Source organism: Paraburkholderia sp. RAU2J (assembly GCF_003634845.1).
GTDB classification, from domain to species: Bacteria; Pseudomonadota; Gammaproteobacteria; order Burkholderiales; family Burkholderiaceae; genus Paraburkholderia; species Paraburkholderia fynbosensis.
This window is the reverse complement of the sequence record NZ_RBXG01000001.1, coordinates 2,134,193-2,157,316: the sequence shown is the minus strand read 5'-3', so window position 1 is coordinate 2,157,316 and position 23,124 is coordinate 2,134,193. Positions and strand designations below refer to the sequence as shown.

18 protein-coding genes are annotated in these 23,124 nt (G+C 62.7%); 9 read left to right on the top strand and 9 right to left on the bottom strand.

Translation table 11 applies throughout. The features are described from left to right. Positions 1-36: 36 nt before the first annotated feature. From B0G69_RS09875 to B0G69_RS09865, 3 genes are read right to left on the bottom strand one after another with little or no spacing between them, the layout of a single operon-like run. A complete protein-coding gene (locus B0G69_RS09875) occupies positions 37-1,917 on the bottom strand; it encodes a nucleoside-diphosphate sugar epimerase/dehydratase (protein WP_121316707.1) in 1,881 nt (626 codons plus the stop codon). Positions 1,918-1,928: 11 nt separating this feature from the next. Beyond that, positions 1,929-2,957 carry a glycosyltransferase family 4 protein gene (locus B0G69_RS09870; RefSeq protein ID WP_121316706.1) on the bottom strand — a complete coding sequence of 343 codons (1,029 nt, stop codon included), beginning with the start codon at positions 2,955-2,957 and terminating at the stop codon, positions 1,929-1,931. A 44-nt stretch (positions 2,958-3,001) separates the two neighbouring features. Continuing rightward, on the bottom strand, positions 3,002-3,961 hold the full coding sequence (locus B0G69_RS09865; RefSeq protein WP_121316705.1) for an SDR family oxidoreductase: 960 nt from the start codon (positions 3,959-3,961) through the stop codon (positions 3,002-3,004). A 285-nt stretch (positions 3,962-4,246) separates the two neighbouring features. Between B0G69_RS09865 and B0G69_RS09860 the strand changes: the two genes are divergently transcribed. The 9 genes from B0G69_RS09860 (at position 4,247) to B0G69_RS09820 (ending at position 15,863) form a co-directional block, all read left to right on the top strand. Beyond that, positions 4,247-5,215, top strand: a complete 969-nt coding sequence (locus B0G69_RS09860; RefSeq protein ID WP_121316704.1) for a glycosyltransferase — start codon at positions 4,247-4,249, stop codon at positions 5,213-5,215. Positions 5,216-5,423: 208 nt separating this feature from the next. Further along, positions 5,424-7,580, top strand: a complete 2,157-nt coding sequence (locus B0G69_RS09855) for a glycosyltransferase family 2 protein (protein WP_121316703.1) — start codon at positions 5,424-5,426, stop codon at positions 7,578-7,580. Positions 7,581-7,584: 4 nt separating this feature from the next. After that, positions 7,585-10,125: a glycosyltransferase gene (locus B0G69_RS09850; protein WP_121316702.1), complete on the top strand. Its 2,541-nt coding sequence runs from the start codon at positions 7,585-7,587 to the stop codon at positions 10,123-10,125. Then, on the top strand, positions 10,122-11,186 hold the full coding sequence (locus B0G69_RS09845; RefSeq protein WP_121316701.1) for a glycosyltransferase: 1,065 nt from the start codon (positions 10,122-10,124) through the stop codon (positions 11,184-11,186). Before B0G69_RS09850 ends, B0G69_RS09845 begins: the two co-directional genes overlap by 4 nt. A gap of 151 nt (positions 11,187-11,337) precedes the next feature. Beyond that, positions 11,338-12,315: a mannosyltransferase gene (locus B0G69_RS09840; RefSeq protein ID WP_241991295.1), complete on the top strand. Its 978-nt coding sequence runs from the start codon at positions 11,338-11,340 to the stop codon at positions 12,313-12,315. Beyond that, the gene (locus B0G69_RS09835; protein ID WP_121316700.1) at positions 12,312-12,959 is read left to right on the top strand and encodes a histidine phosphatase family protein; all 648 of its coding nucleotides are present in this window, start codon (positions 12,312-12,314) and stop codon (positions 12,957-12,959) included. Before B0G69_RS09840 ends, B0G69_RS09835 begins: the two co-directional genes overlap by 4 nt. Before the next feature lie 3 nt (positions 12,960-12,962). Then, positions 12,963-14,006, top strand: coding sequence for a glycosyltransferase (locus B0G69_RS09830; protein ID WP_241991294.1), 1,044 nt, complete (start codon positions 12,963-12,965; stop codon positions 14,004-14,006). 15 nt (positions 14,007-14,021) lie between these two features. Then, positions 14,022-14,900 (top strand): hypothetical protein, encoded by an 879-nt coding sequence (locus tag B0G69_RS09825; RefSeq protein WP_121316699.1) that lies wholly within the window; start codon positions 14,022-14,024, stop codon positions 14,898-14,900. Between the two features lie 66 nt (positions 14,901-14,966). Then, positions 14,967-15,863 carry a class I SAM-dependent methyltransferase gene (locus B0G69_RS09820; RefSeq protein WP_121316698.1) on the top strand — a complete coding sequence of 299 codons (897 nt, stop codon included), beginning with the start codon at positions 14,967-14,969 and terminating at the stop codon, positions 15,861-15,863. A gap of 70 nt (positions 15,864-15,933) precedes the next feature. Here B0G69_RS09820 and B0G69_RS09815 read toward each other — a convergent pair whose 3' ends face one another. Genes B0G69_RS09815 through B0G69_RS09790 form a run of 6 tightly spaced genes read right to left on the bottom strand, consistent with a single transcriptional unit; the run spans position 15,934 to position 23,117 of the window. Continuing rightward, positions 15,934-19,119 (bottom strand): hypothetical protein, encoded by a 3,186-nt coding sequence (locus tag B0G69_RS09815; RefSeq protein ID WP_147440716.1) that lies wholly within the window; start codon positions 19,117-19,119, stop codon positions 15,934-15,936. 50 nt (positions 19,120-19,169) lie between these two features. After that, the gene (locus B0G69_RS09810; RefSeq protein WP_241991293.1) at positions 19,170-19,967 is read right to left on the bottom strand and encodes a glycosyltransferase family 2 protein; all 798 of its coding nucleotides are present in this window, start codon (positions 19,965-19,967) and stop codon (positions 19,170-19,172) included. Between the two features lie 36 nt (positions 19,968-20,003). After that, entirely contained in the window at positions 20,004-20,360 is a 357-nt protein-coding gene (locus B0G69_RS09805; RefSeq protein WP_121316695.1) for a multidrug transporter, read from the bottom strand. Continuing rightward, a complete protein-coding gene (locus B0G69_RS09800; protein ID WP_121316694.1) occupies positions 20,357-21,190 on the bottom strand; it encodes a TIM barrel protein in 834 nt (277 codons plus the stop codon). The genes B0G69_RS09805 and B0G69_RS09800 overlap by 4 nt, the downstream gene beginning before the upstream one ends. After that, entirely contained in the window at positions 21,187-21,981 is a 795-nt protein-coding gene (locus B0G69_RS09795) for an NAD(P)-dependent oxidoreductase (protein ID WP_121316693.1), read from the bottom strand. Before B0G69_RS09795 ends, B0G69_RS09800 begins: the two co-directional genes overlap by 4 nt. Beyond that, positions 21,978-23,117, bottom strand: a complete 1,140-nt coding sequence (locus tag B0G69_RS09790) for an FAD-dependent oxidoreductase (RefSeq protein WP_121316692.1) — start codon at positions 23,115-23,117, stop codon at positions 21,978-21,980. Before B0G69_RS09790 ends, B0G69_RS09795 begins: the two co-directional genes overlap by 4 nt. Between the last annotated feature and the right edge of the window lie 7 nt (positions 23,118-23,124).

Here is a 23,124-nt window from a genome sequence, read left to right as displayed (position 1 = left end):
TTTTACGACCAGATGCGGGACCGCCCCCCGCCCGACTCACGACGCCCGCGTCACCGGCGTCACGCTGCGCAGCGCGGTAGCCGTGGCCGGCTGATATTCGGGCACCCAGCGGCGCAGATCGCGGCGCACTTCATCGTCCGACGGCACGCGGTGCTGCATCAGCCACGGCAGCAGATTGTCGATCATGGAGTCGGGCACTTCGCGCGCCCGCGCGATGCGCAACTTCGGATGCGGTGTGCGCGTGGTCGTTTCATCATCGGCCAGCAGTTCTTCGTACAGCTTCTCGCCGGGACGCAACCCGGTGAACACGACGCGAATCTGCTCTTCGGTAAAGCCATACAGACGGATCAGATCGTGCGCGAGATCGGCGATGCGCACCGGCTTACCCATGTCGAGAATGAAAATTTCGCCGCCGCGTCCCATGCTCGAGGCCTGCAACACCAGTTGCGACGCCTCCGGAATCGTCATGAAGAAGCGGGTGATCTCCGGGTGCGTGACCGTGACCGGACCGCCGCGCGCAATCTGCTCCTGGAACTTCGGAATCACGCTGCCGGCGCTACCGAGCACGTTGCCGAACCGCACCGTTTCGAACTGCGTGCGCCGCGAGCCCTGCGCCTGCAGCGCTGAGCAGGCCATCTCCGCGAGACGCTTGCTCGCGCCCATCACGTTGGTCGGGTTGACGGCCTTGTCGGTGGAAATCAGCACGAAATGGGCGACGTCGTGGCGGATCGCCGCGCGCCCCACGCGATATGTGCCGAGCACGTTGTTGCGCACGGCCTGCCACGTGTTCACCTCTTCCATCAGCGGCACGTGTTTGTAGGCCGCCGCATGAAACACGATATGCGGACAGTAGCGCGCCATCACCTGATCGAGCAGCAGCGAGTCCTTCACGTCGCCGATGATCGGCACGACCGACACTTCCGGATACTTGTCGCGCAGCTCTTCGTTCAGCCGATAGATCGAGAATTCGGAGATGTCGAACGCCACCAGTTGCACCGGACCGAAGCGCAGGATCTGCCGGCACAGCTCCGAGCCGATCGAGCCGCCCGCGCCGGTCACCATGACGACGCGGTTCTTCAGCAGCGCTTCGACGTGTTCCGTGTCGATCGTCACCGGATCGCGGCCCAGCAGGTCTTCGAGATCGATCTGACGCACCCGCGACAGAAACGCCTGGCCCTGCGTCAGCGGCGTCAGCGCGGGCAGCGTCATCGCCCGCACGCCCGCGCGCACGCACAGCGTGGCGATGCGCCGGTGCGCTTCGACGGAAGCGGACGGCACCGCGATGATGACGTGCTCCACTTTCAGTTCGGCGGAAATTGTCTGCAGATCGCTGATCGCGCCGAGCACGCGATAGCCATAGATTTCGCGGCCCTGTTTGACCGGATCGTCGTCGAGCAGTCCCGCGAGGCGCCATTCGCCCGAGCGCTTCAGCTCGCGCACGAGGTTCGCGCCGGCGTTGCCCGCGCCGAGCACCAGCACCGGCTTGCCCTGCCCGACCAGACCGCCGTAGCGATAGAACTCCTTGGCCGCGCGATAGAGCGCGCGCGAGCCGCCCATCGTGAGGAACAGCAGCATCGGCGAGACGATCAGCACGGAGCGAGGCACCACGGGCGCCGGCTGCAGTAGCGCGGAGCCGATCACGACGAACAGCGCACCGACGCCGATCGCCTTCGCGATACGCACGAGATCGGGCAGGCTGGCGAACACCCACATGCCGCGATAGAGCCCGTAGCTGCGGAACATCACCGCGTAGATCAGCAGCACCCACACGAGCGCGTGCAGACCGCTCGACCAGAACGCGGCGGGCACCGGACCGTTGAAACGGATCACGTACGCCAGCATCCAGGCCAGAGCCACCGCGCACAAGTCGAACGCAAACGCACTGAACGAAAGCCATCGGGCTTTAAATCTTTTCATTGCGCAGAACCTCAGGATTGCCCGGAACGGGGCGCGCGGCGCCGCCAGCGGCGATCAATGCACAGCCCGGCGACCGCCAGCACGGCAGCCCAAACGACAACAACCAGCCATTGATACAGGACGGCAAATCGTAGTGCCGATATAGCAAGCATTATGCCCGCCGCCATGAACAAATACCAAACCCATGCCGTCGATGCGTGCCCCAAACCGGACTGCACCAGTCTTTGATAGTAGTGTTCGCGGTGCGCTTCCCAAAATTTTTCACCGCGCAGCAGGCGTTTGAGCAGCGTCACCGACGCATCGCCGATGAACGGCGCGAAGCACAGCGCGGGAAACCACACTGGCCACACGCCTTCGCGCCAGCCCCAGTAGCCGAGCGCGCCGGCGAGGAAGCCGAGCGGGATCGAACCGGCGTCGCCGAGAAAGATGCGCGCGGGGTGGAAATTGAACAGCAGGAAGCCCGCCGCCGCCCCGGCCACCACCACGCTGGCCAGCGCGAGCGCGACCTCGGGATGCGCCGCGGGGCCCGCCGGCAGGGACGCGGCGATGGCGTAGCCGCCGAAGCCGAACAGCGCCATGCCGCCGGCGAGCCCGTCCGAGCCATCCATGAAGTTGTACAAATTGACCAGCCAGACGAGCAGAACCGCCATGGCCGCCAGCGCCCACCAAGGCACGTCGGCGGGATAGACGGCGATCAGCGCCGCCACCGCCGCCGCGTGGCCGCCGAAGCGCACTCGCGCGGGCAAGCCGCGGCGGTCGTCGATCTGCGACAGCGCGGCAAGCAGCGCCGCCGCCAGCGCGGGCAGCCAGAGCGACGGCGCGACCAGCCAGATCAGCGCCACGCTCACCGGCACGATGCCCCAACCGCCGACGCGCGGTGTCGGCCGGGTGTGTAGCGAGCGGTCGTTGGGGATGTCGGTGGCGAGCCGCCACGCGAGACCGCTTCTGAGGAGCGCCCACAGGATCGCCGCGCACGCGCCCAGCGCGAGCGCGCCGCACAGCAGCAGATGGACCACCGGGTAGGCGGAAAGTGAAGACATCGGGAGCAGGTTCAATGCAGGTCAGTGCGTTCAGTTCTATGTGATCAATGTGTGGAGCGATACCAGGCGGCAGTCTCCAGCAGGCCATGCTCGACGGTGTGCGGCGGATACCAGCCGAGGCACTCGCAGATATGCGAACTGTCGAGGCGCAATTCGCCAACCAGCCGCTCGACCTGCGCCGAGCGTCCCGTCAGACGGCCCGCGAGCCGCAGCACGCCGACCGGCACCGGCACGAGACGTTGCGGTGCGTGCAGTTGCGTGGTTAGCGCCCGCGCCAGTTCCGACACGCTCAGATCGCGGTTGTCGGTGACGTGGAACGTGTGGCCGGCCGCGCGCGGATCGGTGCTGCAATGCACGAGGGCGTCCGCGAGGTTATCGACGAACACGAGGCTGCGGCGCGCGGCGATCGCGCCGAGCGGCAGCGGCACGCCCCGGGCGATCGCGCCCATCAGCTGCAGGAAGTTCGCGCGCACGCCCGGGCCGTAGACCAGCGGCGGCCGCACGATCACGATCTCGAGACCCGACTCGCGGCCGTATGCGAGCAACGCCCGCTCGGCTTCGAGCTTGGAGATGCCGTAGGGATCGGACGGCGCGGGCGGATCCGTTTCCTTGATGGGCCGCCCGCTGCTGCTTTCCGCCATCGCCTTGATGCTGCTGACGAACACGAAGCGGCGCGCGCCCGCGCGACGGGCCGCGGCGGCGACGCGCAACGCGCCGTCGACGTTGGTCGCGCGATAGGCGGCGAGCGGCTCGGCGGTCGTGTCGTGCATCACGTGGACGCGAGCGGCGAGATGGATGACCACATCGCATTGCAGCGTGACAGGCCAGCGTTGCTCGATGCCCTCAAAGTCGTCCGCGTCGAGCAGCCATTCACGCACGCCTTGCGCCGCGGTCTGGGCGCGGCGTACTGCGCCGACGACCCGGTCGCCGCGCTGCAGCAAGGCTTTGCAGACCGACTTGCCGACGAAGCCGTTGGCGCCGGTGATCAGAACCGTATGACTCATGTTTTATCCACCAGGACGATCGGGTTGCGCAGCGCGGTCATGCCACGCCAGGCGGCAATTCGAACGTAAACGCCGCTGCGCGCTCACGCTTGAGGAGCTGCCAGCGCGTCCCCGGACGCGCACGGTCTGGCGCACGGAATGGCAAACGAAGCACGGTACAATACGGCATCTGTAGGGTCGAAGGCGGCATGCCGCTATGAGTTCAGGCCGCATATTGTAAGCGGGTTAACTCCCTGGCAAACGTTGTCGGGCAATTCGAGAGATCGAGGACATAAGCTCATATTTATGAAAGTGCTGTTTGCAACGTACCCCATGGCTTTCCACACACCTGGCGGTGGAGAGATACAGTTGCTTGCGTATCGCAAACATCTTCCGGCGCACGGCGTAGAGGTCGACCTGTTCGATCCTTGGAATCCGCGCTTTCTCGAGCATGACGTCGTGCACTTCTTCTCGTGCGTCGGCGGCTCCGTGCACTTCTGCAACTTCGTCAAGCAGTTGGGCTTGCCGCTCGTCGTGTCCTCCAGCCTGTGGATCACCGACGCGACAAGGCACCTCTATCCCGTCGACGAAATCAGGCATCAGTTCACGCTGGCCGATCGCGTGGTGGCGAATTCGGACATCGAGTGCGACACGCTCGCGCAGGTGTTCGGGCTGCCGCGCGAGAAATTCGTCACGGTCTACAACGGTGTCGAAGAAACGTTTTACGAGCCGGTGCCGGCGCACCTGTTTCGCGATCATTTCAATCTTCGCGAACCCTTCGTGCTCAACGTCGGCAATATCGAACCGCGCAAGAACCAGCTTGCGCTCATGCAGGCCATGAAGTCCATGCCGGAGCGCAAGGTGGTCCTGATCGGCCATCAGCGCGACCCCGAGTATGCGCGCGCATGCCTCGAAGCCGGCGGCGACCAGGTGATCTATCCCGGCGTGCTGCCGCACGACTCGCCGCTGCTGCGCTCGGCCTACGCCGCATGTGACGCGTTCTGCCTGCCGAGCACGCTGGAAACACCCGGGCTCGCCGCGCTCGAAGCGCATGCGGCCGGCGCGCGCATCGCCGTCACGCAGATCGGCTCCACGCGCGAGTATTTCGCGGATCAGGTGGCCTATCTCGATCCGGACGACGTCGCAAGCATCACGCGATCGATCCGCGAAGCGTTGACACTCGAACGCGGCACCCGCCGGCACGATCGCGATCTGCGCTGGCAGGCGGTGCTTTCTCCATTGAAAGACCTGTATGCATCGCTGTCGGTGCAATGACGTTCGGGCTTGGCTCAAATAAATCCGCCGTGCGTACCCGGCTTTCCACGGCGGCCAGGCGGCGATGATCCACTATTCGAATTGACCTGCGAGGAGAGTTCGCCAAGCAACATCGTACCCGTGCCGTTCGACATTGACCTCTCGATGCTGGCCACATGCCCGACAATGTCGTCCATCATAGATATATAGCCAAAGCTCCTCATTCAACATGAAACTTGAACTGCAACCACTCAATAACGTTGAAGTATTCCCGGGTGACGAATACCAATGGAACGCAACGACAAACGATCCGCAGTTTGCCATTGCGGGTTGGGAGCACATGCGTGGACGCACCGTACATCTGTCTTTTACGCTAGCGACGGGCAAGGCGCCGAAGACGCCATGCATGCTGTATGTCGACAAGGGCGACGGCATGTCGGAACAGGGTGCGGTCTGGCTCCGCGCAGACGCCAACAACCATGTGGACCAGAGCATCTCCTTCCCGTGGACGCTGCGTGCGGTGCGCTTCGATCCGCTCGCGTTTCCCGGACCGTTCTCGTTGAACGACTTCGCGCTGGTGGTCGACGAAAACTCGTTGCCGTTCGGTCAAGCGGACGAGGCCGCACTTGCCCAGGCCGACGCGGTGGCCGCGCTCGGCACCCCGCTGCCGGCTACCTACGAGAACTGGATTGCGATCAACGAGGTGGCGGCGGAACGCTATCCGAGTCTGATGGAGGCCGCGCGCGAGTGGCAGCGCCAGCCGCTCATCAGCATCGTGATGCCGACGTACAACTCGCCGGCCGAGTATCTGCGCAAGGCCATCGATTCGGTCGTCGCTCAGATCTACACGAACTGGGAACTGTGCATCGCGGACGACAGGTCCACGCAGCCCCACGTGAAGGAAATTCTCGACGAGTACGCGGCGCGCGACCCCCGCATCAAGATCACCTACCGCACGGCCAACGGTCATATCAGCGCGGCGAGCAATAGTGCGCTGGCGTTGGTCAGCGGCGAATACACCGGCCTGCTCGATCACGACGACGAGTTGCATCCGCTGGCGCTGTACTACGTGGCGGAGTTGATCGAGCGCGAGCCGCAAGCCGCGTTGATCTACAGTGACGAGGACAAGGTCACGATCGAAGGCAAGCGCTACGATCCGTATTTCAAGTGCGATTTCAATTACGACCTGTTCCTCAGCCAGAACATGATTTCGCATTTCGGCGTCTACAAGACCGCCGTGCTGCGGCAGGTCGGCGGCTTCCGCGAAGGCCTGGAAGGCTCGCAAGACTACGATCTTGCGCTGCGTGTCATGGAAGCGGCCGGCCCGCAGGCCATCCACCATATCCCGCGCGTGCTGTATCACTGGCGCGTGCTGCCGGAAAGCACCGCGTCGGGCGCGGAAGCGAAGCCCTACGCGACGATCGCCGCGGCCCGCGCGGTCCAGGAGCACCTCACGCGCAGCAAAATCGCCGGGACGGTGCAATCCGCTGACGACGCGGTGATGTACCAACGGATCGTCTACGCGTTGCCCGAGCAGGAGCCGCTGGTCGAAATCATCATTCCGACGCGCGACGCGGCGGGCCTCGTCAAGCAGTGTGTCGACTCCATCAAGGAGCGCACCACGTACCAGAACTATCTGATCACGATCATCGACAACGGCTCGGTCAAGCCCGAAACCTTCGAGCTGTTCAAGAGCTACGAAGGCGACGCGCGCATTCGCGTGGTGCGCGACGACTCGCCGTTCAACTACTCGGCGCTCAACAACCGCATCGCGCTGGCGAGCAAGGCCGAGTTCGTCTGTCTGCTGAACAACGACATCGAAGTGATCACGCCGCAATGGCTGAGCGAACTCGTTTCGGTCGCGCTGCAAGACAATGTGGGCGCGGTGGGCGCGAAACTGCTCTACCCCGACGACACCATCCAGCATGCCGGCGTGTTTCTCGGCATGGGTGGGCTGGCCGGCCACGGCCACAAGTACCTGCCTCGCAATGCGCCGGGCTACTTCTGCCGGGCGGTGCTGCGCAATGCAGTCAGCGCGGTCACTGCGGCTTGCCTCGTGATCCGCACGAGTATCTATCGTGAAGTGCGCGGACTCGACGAGGGTCTGGTCATCGCCTTCAACGACGTCGATTTCTGCCTGCGCGTGCGCGACGCCGGCTACCGCAACGTGTGGACCCCGTTTGCCGAGTTGTACCACCACGAGTCCGCTTCCCGCGGCTATGAAGATACGCCCGAGAAGATGGCGCGCTTTGTCGAAGAAATCGAGTTCGTGAAGAAGCGCTGGGGCGATGCCTTGTGGAACGACCCGTTTTACTCGCCCAATCTGTCGATCGACTCGACCGACTTCGTGATGACCATGAGCCCGCGTCTCGCGTGCCATCAATAATACCATGCCATTGACAAAAGATTGGGCCACGGAGTGCCGGCATCCGTCTCCCACCGTACTGTTTGCGCTTCCCAACGCAATCTATTTTCTGTTGAAGTTCCGGTCCGACCTCGCATCGTTCGAGCATCAAACGATCGAAAGCCGGATCACGCTGTATTTCTGGTGGAAGGCATACGGCGAGCGCGACTATCCGGATTTCGAGTGGGTGCTCGGCGAGGCGGATGTCGCGTATCTCGCACAACTGGACACGCAGACGCTGGTCGACAAGTTTCCGCAGGCCGTCAGCTTCTGGCTGGCCGGCAATGCGCCCGATATTCTGGATGACAAAGCATTGCTCGAGACGCTGCTGCGCAGCGATCTGGCAATCGGGCCGACGCGCGCCCGGCTGCCGCGCTTCATGACGCTGCTGGTCAACGCGCGCGCGGACCTGCGCGCCAACCTCGATCTCGACGCGTTCTCGGGTCAACTCGCCGCTTTGAGCTGGTGGGAAACGCATGGGCAGTTCGAATATCCGCGCCTGTCATGGTCGCCGAATCCGGTCTGGGACAGCCTGAACGAACTGGGTAGCGAGCATCACCCCACCCAGATCGACGTCCCGGCCTTCCTCGAACTGTTGGTCAATAGCCGCCCCGACCTGCGCTCCAGCATGGACATGACAACGTTTGCCGGACGTCTTGGCGCATTGATCTGGTGGGACGAACACGGCAAGTTCGAGTACCCGAGGCTGGTCTGGCAAACCTCCACCGCCATTCTTCAACTGAACGAGATCGAGCACGACGAGACGGGCACGCTGATCGATATTCCGCGTTTCGTCGCGCCCCTCGTCAGCGGTCGACCTGACCTGAGGAGCATGATCGACCTCAGCAGCTTCAAGGGCCGCTTCAGCATGCTGTTGTGGTGGGATACGCACGGCAAGCGCGAATACCGCCGGCTCGACTGGCCGACGGCGAAGATTTTCGACCGCCTGAACGAGCTCGATAACGGCGATGCACGCGGGCTGCTCAAGACACCGCATTTTCTGCCGCTTCTGATCGACAGCCGGCCGGATCTGCAGGCGCTCTTCGATCTCGACACGTACCTCGGCCGGCTCGACGTGATGCAGTGGTGGATGGGCGGCGGCAAGCTGGAATATCCGAGTCTCCATTGGCCGATTCAGGAAACGCTCGACGACCTGCTGCGCACGGACTCGATGCCTGCCACGGCAATCGCGTTGCCCCGGCTGCTGCTCGGCGTCCGTGAGAACCGACCCGACCTGACCGAGGCCTTCGACATCACGACGCTGCAAGGTGCGTTGGGCCTCGTTGCGTGGTGGTACACGTCCGGCCGGCTCGAATATCTGCAATTGCGGCACCTGCGTATCGTGCCGAGCGAGATCCGCGATCAGGCGGCAACGCAGCTCAGAGACCAGCAGCCCCGCATCCAGATGCGGCCGTTCGGCGTGAATATCGTGGGCTTCCCGCAAGGCGTGCTCGGTCTCGGCGAGGACGCGCGCATGGCCGCGCAAGCCATGCAGCTCGGCAATATCGACGTTGCGCTCATCAATGCGCCGATGAGTGGACCGGCCCGGATCGATACGTCGATCAACCACCTGCTGCGCGACGAACTCGACTATCAGGTCAGCCTGTTCTGCCTGCCGCCGCCGGAGATGGTGCGGCTCGCGCTCGAAGGCGGGCGCCGCATGATCGAGTCGGACACGTACAGGATCGGTGCATGGCCGTGGGAACTGCCTCACTGGCCGAGCGCGTTCGGGCAAGCCCACGCGTTCGTCGACGAGATCTGGGCGCAAAGCCGTTTCGTTGAAGCCGTGTATGCGAAACTGGGCCGCACCAAGGTGCGGCACATGCCCATGGCCGTGGTCATTCCGACGCCGCAATCCATTGACCGCCAACGCTATGGCCTGCCGAAGGACGACTTCCTGTTCTATCTGATGTTCGACGGCAATTCGTGGCTGACGCGCAAGAACCCGGTCGCCGGAATCATGGCGTTCAAGCAGGCTTTCGCGAAAGAAACCAGCGGCGTCGGCCTCGTCATCAAGGCGATGAACGTTCGCGCCGACGACCCGACATGGCGGCAGGTGCTCGAACTGGCGGCTGCGGACGAACGCGTCCATATCGTCTCCGAGCGGCTGAACCGGCAGGACACGATCGACTTCATGGCCTGCTGCAACGCGTACATTTCGCTGCATCGCAGCGAAGGCTTCGGCCGCGTGATTGCCGAGGCAATGGCCTTGGGCCAGCCGGTCGTCACCACCAATTTCTCGGGCAATGTGGACTTCTGCGACGAGCAGACCGCATTCCTCGTCGATGGCGAACTGGTGCCGCTGCGCCCTGGCGACTACCTGTTCCACGAAGGACAGTACTGGTGCGATCCTGACGTAGGGATTGCCGCCGGCCAGATTGCCCGCGTCTTCGGCGACGCCAATCTGCGCGAAGGCATTGCCCAGGCGGGTCGTGAACGTATCGAAAGAGACTATTCGATGGCGGCGGTGGCGCGCGCGTATGCGCAGCGTCTCGATGAAATTCGAAAAACAGTGAGCGCGCGATGAGACTGCTGATCTGTGCACCGGACATCTTTGAAGGCGACGCCGTCGGCAACCATTGCCTCGGGCTGGCTGCGATGGCTGAGCGCGCAGGTTGGGAGTCGCGCGCGTACGCGAAGCACTTCGACGCGGCGATCTCGCAGGTGCGCCCCATCGAAACGCTCTTCGCGGAAGCCACCAGCGAGGATCTTCTGTACGTCAGCTATTCGATCTTCGCGCCGAACCTCGATCGATTGCTGGCGTTGCCGTGCAGGAAGATCTGCTACTACCACGGCATCACCGATCCCGCCTTGCTGCGTGAATTCGAGCCGGTGACGGCCGACTTGTGTGAGCAGGCCTTTTTGCAGCTGCCGAAGTTGGCGGGCTTCGATCTCATCGTCACCAACTCGAAACATGTGGCGCAGGATCTCGCGCCGTATGTCGACATCGCGAGCATCGTCGTCATTCCACCCGTATTCGAGACGCTGCCCACTCTCGCGGACAGCGCGATCGCGCGCCCTGCCCCGGAGCTCTTCAACATGCTGGTGCTGGGCCGTGTCGTGCCGCACAAGCGGGTCGAAGATGCGATCGAAGTACTCGCGCATGTCGTCGAAGGTGGCGTCGATGCGACGATGACGATCGTCGGCAGCATGCCGAACTACGATTACAGCAAGTTCCTGCTCAAGCGCGCTCGCGCGCTCGGCGTGCTGACGCGGATTGATTTCACGGGCATGGTCGACGATGCGGATCTGCTGTCGAGTTATGACCGCGCTTCGCTGTTACTCTCGATGAGTCGCCACGAGGGCTTTTGCATCCCCGCGCTGGAAGCGATGCATCGCGGCATTCCCGCGGTGGTGCGGGCCGGTCACGCGGCCGCCGAAGTGGTCGACGACGCCGGATTGGTCAGCGATACACATGAGACAGCGGAGCAGATCGCCGCGCGCATTATTGCGCTGCGCAACGATGCGTCGCGTTGGAACGCATTGACACAGCACGCGCGCGAACGCGCCGGCAATCTGCTGCAACTCACGTCCTGGCGGCATTGGTTGGAAGTGTTCGACGCGGCTCGTCGCGGCACGCGTTCGTGAAGAGTCGCGTAACGAGTGTCGGCCCGAGGGTCAGCGGCGCCGACGCTCGTGCCCCATCGAACAATCAGCACGAGAATTGCTCCATTAGAAGAAGCGGCTCACACTTCTGACTGCGCGCCCCCAATCAGCAAGCGACTCGTTAGCATCGGCAATGAAAGCTCAACCCAAAATTCTGGTTACCACTTACCACTCCGCTTTTCTCGCGAAAGGCGGGGGCGAGTTCGAAATCGTCAGCCTCGTCGACAGTCTGAAGAAACAAGGCTACATCGCCGATATTTACGGGCCGTTTTCGCAGTCCATCGACAACTACGACGTCGTTCTGCATTTCTCCGTGCATGGTGGCGGACTTGAATTGCTGCGCTCCATCGCGGCGGCGGGCAAGCCGATCGTGCTGTGGCCCAACCTCTGGATCAACGCCGAACAACCACCGCCCCCGGAGATGATCGCTGAGCACGTCAGGCTCGCGAAATACATCGTCTTCAAATCGGTCGCGGAGAAGGAGCATTTCTGCTCGCACTTTCCCGCGCCCGAAGAAAAGATCCGGCTGGTGCCCGCCGGCGTCGACGTCGTGTTCACGAAAGATGCGCCGCCTGGGCTGTTCCGCACCATGTACGACCTCGACGAATACGCGATCTGGTTCGGCGTGATCGAGCCCAGCAAGAATCAGCTGCTGGCGATCCGGGCGCTACGCGACAGCGGCACGCCGCTGGTGTTCGTCGGCCGCTCGCGCAACCGCGCCTACTATGAGATGTGCCGCCGCGAAGCGCCGGCCAATTCCCTGTTCATCGACGGCCTGCCGTATCGGTCGGAAATCATGCGCGCGGCGTTGCAGGAAGCGAGCTACTACATCGAGATTTCGAAAGAGCCGGCCGGCCTGTCGGCGATTGCCGCGGGGCTCGCCGGTTGCCGGCTGGTGTTAAGCGACTCGGCGTGGACGCGCGAACACTTCGACGGCTTTGCGCAGTTCGTCGATCCCGACTCCGAGACCAGTGTGCGTAGCGGCGTGGCGGCGAGCCTCGCGTCGAATCCGCACATGGCGGAGTTGCGCCGGCATTTGCAGAAGCACTGCCTGCCGGACGCCATCATTCCGCTGCTGAATGTCTTCGACGAAGCGGTGGCGTCATCATGATGCTCTACCTGTTCCGTCATGGGAAATCGCACGCAAACACCGCGCGGCTCGTCACCGGCACGCCGGCGGATACGCTCGTCGACGAAGGCCGGCGCCAGGCCGAAGCAATGCAACGCTGGCTGGATCAGGTGCAACTGGACGCGGATCACTTCTTCACCAGCACGTGGCGGCGCGCGCAGGAAACCGCGCGCCTGATGTTTCCGCGAGCCGAATGGCGGATCGACGCGCGTCTCGGCGAGACCGATGCGGGCTCGGTGGCCGAATGGCCGCTCGCGGAATTCGTCACGCAGCAGCCCCAGTTCTACCGCAACAACGCGACGCCCTACCCCGGCGGCGAGTCTCATGAAGCGCTGAACCGGCGCGTGATGAACTGGCTCGATGAACTGCTGGCGCAACAGGCGGCCGACGCGCGGATCGTGGTGGTCGCGCATTCCGGGCCGATCGCGTGTCTGATTCAGCATGCGCTCGGCATCGGCATGGAGCGGTTTCCGGCGCTGCTGCCCGCGCATGCGAGCCTGACGGTTATCGAGTATGCGCACGGCGGCGCACACGCCGACGCGAACGCGCGCAAGGCGACGCTGAAGGGCTTCTCGCTGACGCCGGCCGAAACCGCCGGCCCCACGCTGACCCCAACGAGGCAATGAGAAATGATGAAGGTGTTGGCACTCCAGCGGGTTTCCCACGTTGCGGCGGATGCGCTGTCGCTGTCCGTGGAAGCGCGTGTCACCGAGGCATTGGACTACCTGACCGATCAGGGTCAACTCGTCTATGCCGCGATCGCTGAGAACCATGATCGCGCGCACGCGGCGCTGAACTGGGCCGATGTGCTCATTCTGAGCAAGCACAGTTCGCAGGCCGCCGTGGAAATCGCCACGCAGGCGAGGAAGCGCGGTCTGCGCGTGATCTACGACGTCGACGACTGGATCTTCTCATTCCCGTCGTATAGCAACGCAAAGAAGATGTCGCGACAACTCGATGCGATTCAGGCGCTGATCGGACTCGCGGACGTCGTGACCGTGGCGAACAAGAATCTGTATGCCGGTATCAAGGAGTATTGCGAGCATCCCGTGCTGCTGCCGAACGGCATGTATGTCGAGAAGTACATTCCGGAGAAGCGGGGCTGGGAGAATGCCGAGTCCGATCCGCCGAGAATCGTGTTCACGAATGCGGATCTCATCAAGGTGCACAACAGCAAGGAAGTGCTGCTCAGAGTGTTGCAGGACTTCTTTCATCTGCACCCGGAATACACGCTGGATTTCTATGGCGACCCCTTCCCGGAAATCTTCTCGCTGCCCTTCCTGCACTACACGAGCCGCAAGCAGTACGCCGATTACGTGCAATCGCTGATCGCGGGCAATTACGCGTTCTCGATCACGCCGCTGGGCGGCGCGGAAGACGCGGAGAGCCTGTTCTTCAACAGTTGCAAGAATCCGTTCAAGTACCTCAATTACGGCACTGCGCGAGTCGCGGGCATCTATTCGCGCAGCCCGATCTACGAAGACTGCATCGAGCACGAACGGACCGGCCTGCTGGTCGACAACACTTATGAGGCCTGGCTCTCGGCGATGGAGTCGATGGCGGCGGACGCGCAGTTGCGCCGCGACATCCGCGAACGGGCTTACCAGGACGTGCACGACAGGCACCATATCCGCTTCAGCGCTGAAGTTCTGACTTCCGTGTTGACGAACTGAAGCCGGAGAGACGAGATGCGTAAATACGGTATCTACGAGCCGCTCTATCAGCCCGGGCAGCAATTGTCGAGCGACGCGTTCCTGCCGCTCGAGATTCGCGACAACCGGGCGGCGGCGTGGCGCGAGTTCAGGATGCTCGTCGATCTGTACCGCAGCGGGGTCCATTTGAAGCACGCCGCCACCGGGCTCTTTTCACCGAAGTTCACGCTGAAGTCCAGGATTAGCGCCGAGCAATTCACCGCGTTCGTGGATGCGCAGCCTGGCTGCGACGTGTGGTTCATCAATCCGTTTCCGCAGCTTGCGTATTGGTCGTTCAATGTGTGGATGCAGGGCGAGCACGCGCATCCCGGCTTGCGGCAAGCGGCCCAGGCGCTCCTGGATGCGTCGGGAATCGACTGGCAGTTGAACGAAGTGCCGCGTCAGGGCAACAGCACGCTGTCCTACTGCAATTTCTGGGTCGGCTCGCCGAGCTTTTGGGATGCCTATGTCGGACAGGTCCTCGTCCCTATCGCCGACTTTCTGGAGAACAACGCGGATCACCCGGCCGCGCGCGCCGTGATGCTGGACACTACGCACACCGATCCGGCGCCGTTCCTGCCGTTCCTCGTCGAACGGCTGTTCAGTACTTATCTGTCGCTGACGCCGCAATGCAAGGTGGCGTCATATCCGATTTCCTGCGAGCAGGTCGCGGACTACTGCATCGACGACTTCGAACGCCTGCTGGTTCGCAACATGCGACCGCTGGTGGAGCGCGCCGACATGTCTGGCGTCTTCGATCAGCGGCTCACCGGGCAGATGGATTTCATGTGCGCCATCTGGCAACAGCATTTTTTCGACGTCTACACGCAAACGCCCCACCCGCACACCGGCAGATTAATCGCGCCGCCTGTTTGACAGCTTAGTTCGGCTATGATGAGGGCTCGGTAAGAATCTGGAAGTCTCTTCAAGCAGGAGAGCCCGATGTCTGCATGCCGTACTCCCCTCACCCGCAAGCAAAAGCTGCTCGCCGGGTTGGATCAGAAAAGCAGTCTTGGCCTGGAGATCGGGGCGCTATGCCGCCCGTTTCTTCTCAGGGACGACGGGCCCGTCATTTATGTCGATCACGCCAACACGCAAACACTGCGTGAAAAATACCAGAACGACCCTAATGTGAACGTGGACGCCATCGTCGACGTGGATGCCGTATGGGGCGCCAATACGCTTCTGCAAGCATTGGGCGGCAGGCACGTCGACTACGTGGTCGCTTCGCATGTGGTCGAACACGTGCCGGACCTCATCGCGTGGTTGCACGAGCTGCGCTCGGTGTTGAATCCCGGCGGCGAGGTCAGGCTGATCGTGCCGGACAAACGCTTCACGTTCGATTACTTCCGCGAAGAAACCCGGATCGCGGCGGTCCTGCACAGCAACCTGGTGGGCGCACGGGTTCCGCAACCGCAGGTCCTGATCGACTACTGCATCAACGTCGCAAAAGTGGATTGCGCGTCAGCCTGGAGGGCGCCGCTCGACCCGTTCGCGGTCGAACGACATCACAATCTCGACACCGCATTGGGGGTGGCGCAGGATTGTCTGCAGAATGGCGCCTATCACGACGTGCACTGCTGGGTATTTTCGCCGCGTTCGTTCGCACGCCTGTTTCGTGAAATGGCGGAACTCGGGCTGATCGACTTCGCATGCGGCAACTTCTTCGACACCGAGCGAAACGATATGGAGTTCTTCGTTTCGCTCAAACCGTCGAACGACAAGTCCCAGACGGTCGAGAGCTGGCGCCGGATGGAAACGCAAGCTCGTGACGATGCGCCCGGTCGCCCGTTCTGGAAAACTCGGCGCGCATTGCGATTCGCAGTCCAACGCTGCTGAGTATGGCCGGTGAGCCGGAGCCGGTGAGCCCGGCCGCCGGCAACCAGAAGCGGCCGGTACGAACACCCGCCTAGCGGAAAATATTGCGCTGATACAGCGCCACGTTCCTGATGCCGAATGCACCGCACGCGTTCGGGTCGGCAAGCGTCATTTGCAGCCCCTTGACCTTTTCGAGCGTGAGCCAGCGAGGATACGCGTCGAGCGGGACGATCAGCACTCCGTCGTCGGCCGTGAAGGTCAGATGGGCTGCATCGGCCGGACCCTGTTGCTGGTCGCCCCACCACGCTATTTTGAATCGCGGCGTCGCGCGGCGGTCCACGCAGGAAAATTCGAAACGAAGCATGCCTGCGGAATGACCGGAAACGCCGAGCGCGGACAGGTCGAAGCTCAATTGCGAATTGCCGCCGGTGACCTTATAGAGGCCGGCTTCCTGAGCCAGATCGCGCAAGGTCGGGGCCGGCGCGTCGAGCGACGCCACCCGTGTCATTTTCTTCGACAGCGACTTGTCCGAACGTCCCCAGGCCACCGGAATCTTGCCCAGCTCAGGCGTCGCGAACGACGCATCCTGCAACGTCAACCGGTACTCCGCTTGCAGCGCGGGTTCAAGCGTCACGTCGACGACGCCGGGATAGCCTGCCTGTGCAGGATCGAGCGTGCCGCCGTCGAGCCAGATCGCATGCTGTTCGGCGGATATCTTCGTGACGCTGCGTGTCTCGCCATTGCGCAAACGAACCGGCGTGCCCGGCGCGAACGCGACCATTGGCGTGCTCGAGTCTAGCGACAATGCGGCTTCGCTACGGCTGACGCCTCTGTCCCACTTATCGTCCGTCAGGTTGCGTATTCCAGCCGTCAACCGTTGTCCCTGCTGCGCGATCATCGCCGGTGCGCTCAAGCCGAGAATGACGCCGTCCGCCCACACCGGCGTGTAGTGATCCATCACGAACCGGTACAGCACGGGGTCTCGCAATGCGAGTCCGCCGCCGTCATACGTAATGTTGTCCGCCGACAGCAGCGCGATGCTGGGCAAAGCGCGCTCCAGCCTCGCCACCGCTTGCTGTTGCTGCCGAACCGGCGCCATGTTGTATGCCGCCGTGACGGGCATCGTCACCGGCCGGCCGAAATAGAAAGTCTGTGCGTTGTGCGAGGTCAGATCGAGATAGCCCACGCCCGGCGCTAGCTTGCTATTGAGCAGCGTGTTGAGCTTGACGAGCCGCGCCCATTGCTCGTCCTGCACCATCCCCTGGCCGACGTTGGGCATCCCCCAATCCACGCCGTTTTTCATCGGCAACACGGGAATGGACGGCGCCGCGGAGAACACCGCCGTGTAAAACGCCAGGGTCGTGTAATTCAGCGTCGCGCTCATTCCCGCGACGAGCACGATCAACGCAGTGCGGTTGAACCGCAGCGTCGAGTGCCACGCGACGACCGGAATCAGTACCGACCAGCCGAAAATGGCCGCGAGCCCCGCACGGGACATATCGCCCGCATCGATGCGTCCCATCGAATAAGGCGTCAGCAGCAGCGCGAACAGCATCACGACCACAGCCGGCAAGAACGCCGCACTGCGCGTGGCGCGATTCCTGATGCCGGTGTAGACCATGATCAAACAGAAAGCGGGCGCGCCGAGCCACAACATCCGGATCGTTTCGAAAACCAGGCCGGACTTCGGGCTGCCGGGATTCCAGCTGATCTCCCACGGAATACCATACGCGACCTGATTGATCGGACCGTTGTCGAGTACATAGCGGATCGCGCCGATCAACATGGCGCCCAACGGCGTCACCACCGCGAGCACGAGCAGCACGACGCAGACCGTCGCGAGCGTCTTCCAGCCTTCGCGCTCGTCACCCCGCCACATGCGCCATACCGCTTCGAGCGCGAGGATGCCGGAGGCGGCGGCGAGCAGCAGACCTGCGGGCGGCACGCTCAGCACCACGATCGTCGCGCTCACGAGCCACACCGCGAGCCAGCGGGCCGGCCGCGCTCGCAGCGAACTGCTGAACCACAGGCACATGAACGGTGTGAAAAACAGAAAAGCCGTTCTGCCGCCGATGAAGAAGGTCGATACCAGCGCCAGCCCCAGGCTGCCGGAAAACCTATAAAGCGCAAAGAAAGCAACGAGCGCGAGCAGCGTCGAACTCAGCCGGGTCGCATCGAAAATACTCGTCGCCGTGCCGTCGTAGAACACGACCGACAGCAGTCCGGGCAGATCGTCCTCCATGAAGCCGTGAGGAGAGATATAGCCGACATACGGCACCACACCCTTCAGATACGACCACCAGCCGAGCAGGTTCTGGCCGAACTCGTAGTCGTTCGGCGCCAGCGACGGGCCGAGCGTGTTGCCGAACTTGAATGCGATCAGGAGGCCAAACAAAGCGAGCGGCGAGAAAAGGACTTTGTAGCTCTGCCGCTCGTCGCGGCAATAGCCGACATAGCGCCGGAAAACATCGATGACGCCCGCGACGGCCAACGCAATCACGAGCCCCTTCAACGCCCAGGTCGTCGGGTATTTGGTGAGCGCTCCGTCAGGTAGCGCGAGCCGCGCCGGATACAGCGCCAGGAAAAACAGCGGCAAGCCCAACTGGCCGATCAGGATGCTTTTTGGCAAGACGCGCAACGTCAGTCGCGGCGTGAAGGCCGACGCCAGCACTGCAACAAAGAGCACGCCGATCAGCAGATGCGATACCCTGGCGTAGCGTGTCACGTCCACATGGCCGCTCATGCCCACTGGCAAGCGGCCCGTCACGAGCGCAATTTCAAGCGGCACGAGTGCGATCAGAAACGCCGAGAACAGGCTCAGCCCGGTCAGCCATGGCGACACCCGCTCCGGCTTTTCCGCCTGCAACCATGCCGACACGCCGAGCACCAGCAAGCCCGCCGCGGAGACAAGCAGGATGGTTCGGTCGATCGACGCGCCAGTGATCAGACCCGCGACCACCACCACTGACGGCACCGACCACCACAGCAACTGTTCCGCAAGATCACGCGCATACGACCCCTGCGTGGCGTGGTTCGTCAGGGTCCTGATCTGCGCCGACAGAAAGGCGAGACCACCGAGCAGCACCGCCATGAAAAACAGCGGCGCGAACAGATCCTGAAACTTCGTATTCGCGCTCCAGGTGATGTTCCCGACGATGAAATCCGCGTACGCCGGCGCCAGCGTCAAGCGAAGACCCAGCGCCAGGGCGGTGGCGGCCAGAGAGGCCGACGCCACCACCACGCTCGTTTTTTCTGTGTTTGTCAGTTGGTTTGGCATTGAACATCTCTTTCATCGCAGATCAGGCGCGTGCGAGCCGCGCTAGCACTTCACGACGGGTTATAAGCGCCGAAGCACGCCTTGAACAAAACTTGCAACACCGAGAGATTGCCCTTCACGCTGCTGATCTTCGTGGGCACTTCGCCCTTTGGATAACGACGCGTGGTCGCGACTTCGAGGCAGCGGTAGCCGAGCTTCGGCGCACGATACGACAGGTACGCGAGCAGCTCGTAGGTATCGAACACGTCGCGAAACGGCGCGACGCGCGGGTCCAGCAGCATCTTGCGGCTGTAGGCCCGGAAACCCTGGGTCGTATCGGTCCAGTGAAAACCGGAAAAGAGGCTGAGCATCGGCGCATGAATCAGCCGGATCGCCAGATCGCGCGACTTCGGCGTGTTCTCCGCGACGCCGCCGGACAGGTAGCGCGACGCCTGCACGAAATCCACGCCGCGCTTCAATTCTTCGATGAAGCGCGCAATCGCGTCGGGATCGTCTTTGTCGTTTCCGTCGATCGTGACGATGCCCTCATAGCCCTGGTCCAGCGCGAACGCGTAAGCGCAGCGCAACTGCGCACTCAGCTTGCCGGGCCCCGTCTTGAGCAGCAGCGTGTGCACGCCCTGGCTCTTCAGGAACTCGAGATCGAGCGAACCATCGGTACTGCCGCCGTCGACGATGATCACATCCGCCGTGGCGTGAATGCCCAGCGCCGCCATCCGCTCGAGCAGATTGCGGATGCGCGCGCCCTCGTTGATCACCGGGATCACCACACACCACGGACTACGCGGCTCCGACGTGAGCTGAATTCTGAAAGCGGGCACCTGCCAGGTGGCGCGGGCCTCTTGGGACATATCGAGTTTCATTGAAGTCTGTGATCCATTTTTATTTCACGCTACGCGGGCCGTGATCAGTGCAACGCCCGCGATGATGAACAAGATCCCCGCGCCGACGGTCCAGGGAAAAGGTTCACGGAATATCACCACCGACAGGATCGCCACGGTCGCGATCGCGCCGGCGGTCAGTACCGGTTGAGCAACGTTCAGCGGCAGCCTGCCGAGCGCCGCCGCGTAGAGCAGAAAAGCCGCGCCGTACAACGCGAGACCGAGCCAGAAAGGTCCGTTCTTCAGCGCGCCGACCGGATCGCTGAGACTCGGAAATTGCCTTGGCGGCATCATCGCGATTTTCACCAGCACGCTTGCAGACGCATTCGACGCGATACCCAGCACCAGAATGAGCCATTTCATGCGGACGTTGCGCCGTCGGCGCGGTAGCATCGAACGGCCTCGCCGACAGCGCGACGCACCGCGTCCACCGCCGAGCCGGATTTCGGCGCCAGCATTTCGATCGACACCACCTGCCCGGGCAACAACTCGGCCAGCACCTCGGCTACCGCGCGATGATTCGTCCCGCCCTCGCCGAGCGTGACGAGATTCGGTTCGCTCGCGTGCACGTGGCCGATCAGGTGCGCGTATCGGGTGACGACGTCGCGCGCATCTTCTTCGTTGATCGTGACCGCACCCGTATCCAGTTGCATCCGGATTGCCGGATGCGCGACCGCCTCCACGACCGTCGCCGTATCGCGGCTGTTCGTCATGAAATTGGCGCCGTAGCACGGCGGATTGGGTTCGAGACAAACGAACACGCCCTGCCCGGCAGCTATGTCGCCCAGGCGGCGGAAGAACGTCACCGCGATATCGTGCGCGGCATCGTCGGCAAGACCCGTGCGATCACGATTACGCGGCGACCCGAACACGAGCCGCTGTGCGCCCAGGCCCGAGCCGATGCGGCACACGGCACGCAAATGCTCCAGCATCGCTTGCTGCGATTCGGCCGTGCCGAACAGATTCAGCCCGGTTGTCCCGAACAGCAGCGACTGCATCCCCGTGATTGCGATGCCGCGATCGGACCACCACGCGCGAACGCGTGCGATGTCCGCCGCCTCGGCGGTCTTCGGGTCCGGAAAATATTTGCCGGGCGCAACGTCGATCGCGTCGATGCGATGCTGCTGCAAAATGTCCGCGACCAGTTGGTCGTCGGCGACTTCCCAGGCGATGTTCGAAATGGCGATTCTCATGCCTTCCCCGCCGATTCGACTGCGGCCTTCAGCGGCTCGGATTGCGCATAAGAGCGCACGGCCTGAATGGTTTCGCGCTTGCTGTACTGATACGAGCCCGTGGCCCCGAACAGACCGGCGTGCACGGTACGGAAGTCGTAGCGGGCGGGGTGCGTCACCGTCGCCTGATCGAACGGTTTGCCAAAGCCGGCTTCCGAGACCTCTGCCACGGTGACCGGCTCGGCGGTCAGATGCACGAGCTTCAGACCGGCCGCGAGAGCGGTCTGGATGTCATCCCAAAGGTTCACCATCGGATAGAACTGGAACGAGCCCCGGCTATCGATCGCGTGCAGATTGTTGTTGTTCAGGAGATCGAAAATAACGTTCTTGCGCAGCCCCGGCCCGACGAGTCCAGGCAGACGAACGATCAAATGACGGGGAAAGTGCGACTCGACGAATTTCTCCAGCAGGCGCCGGTGCAGCCCATAGGCATGCAGCCCTTCCTCGTCCACCGGCGTGTTCTCATCGACGCCGAGCGGATTGCCGAACACGTCGACCGTGCTGATCAGCACGAACGTGTCGCACTGAACCGTCGACAGATGATCGATCAGCCCTTCGATCTTTTCGCGGTCTGCTTCCGGTTGCGCATTCGCGATCCACTTCTGAGCCGGCGCTCCCGCACCGACCACGAGGCCAAACGACGACCCGCGAATCTGCTCGATATTGGTCGAACGGAATTGCGCATCGAAATGCTTTTGCTTCAACAGGGTCGATCCCACAAACCCCGTATATCCAATCAGTGCATCGCTCATTTGCGTGTTCCCAATACTGTTTGCGTTTGCGAAATAGAAACGAAGGTCTCCGCGTCCAGCTTCTCAAGCACGTCGTAGATGTTGTCGATCTTGCCGCCCAGGATCGAATACAGGCCATCGGACGCGGCGTATTTTTCGAACAAAATCGGACGACCGTCGTCTCCTTCGTTCTTCACGAGAACCGTTTTGACCTCAAACAGCGATTCGACGTAACGCGCATCATAAACCGCGGGAAAGTAGCGCCCCACATCCCGCACCATGCGGTCCACGCGGCTGTCGCGCGGGTACTCGTTCAATCTCTTGTACGGGTCCTCGCCGGGCGCGTCCATCCAGCTCGAATGCGGCGTGTAGCGTACGTGCGAGAGCGTATGAAGGCCACGGGCCGGAAACGGCATCATCGAGAAAAACGGACCGTCCATCACGGTCACGCCAAGCCCGCGCAATTCGGGCACGGTCTCGACCAGCGCCATCTCGGTGATCTCGTGCTTCAGCTTCGTTTGCGTGCCGCGAAAGTCGCCGGCGAACTGATTCAGGCCACTATACGTGCAGTTAAAGACATATTTGGCCTGCAGGGTCGGATGGTTCGCATCGTTGCACGCCAGCGCGAAACCTTCGTCAAGCCGATGAATGTGCTCGACTCGCGTGTTGAGCCTGACATCGATATCGAACTCGGCCAGCTCGCGCCTCGCCCAGTCCGCAAGTTTGGTGGAATCGAACGCATACTCTTCCACCAGAAACACCTGCTCGATCAGACGCGGTTCGAACAGATCGCGAATCTGCTGCGGAGCCGTTTCGAGGCTCGCGCCGATCTCGCGGCAAAACCGCTCGAATTGCCGCGCCGTCACTTTGGAATTGCGCCGCGCGATCGCGTAGACCTTGGTGAAGTCGCGCTTCACCACATCGGGAAAATCGTGGACGAAACGAGGCAGGTTGATACGGCTGCGGAACGCGGTCGTGAAGCTGCGCGGATAGTGATAGCCGTTGTGAACGCGCGCCTGATTGTTGTACGAAGCACGCGCCAGCAATGCCGGCTCGCGCTCGATCAATGTCACCGTTTTCAGGCCGCGCTGCTTCTTGAGGTAAATCGCGATCGCCGTTCCGTAGAAGCCACCGCCAATGACCACAGCATCTTGCATGAGCAGA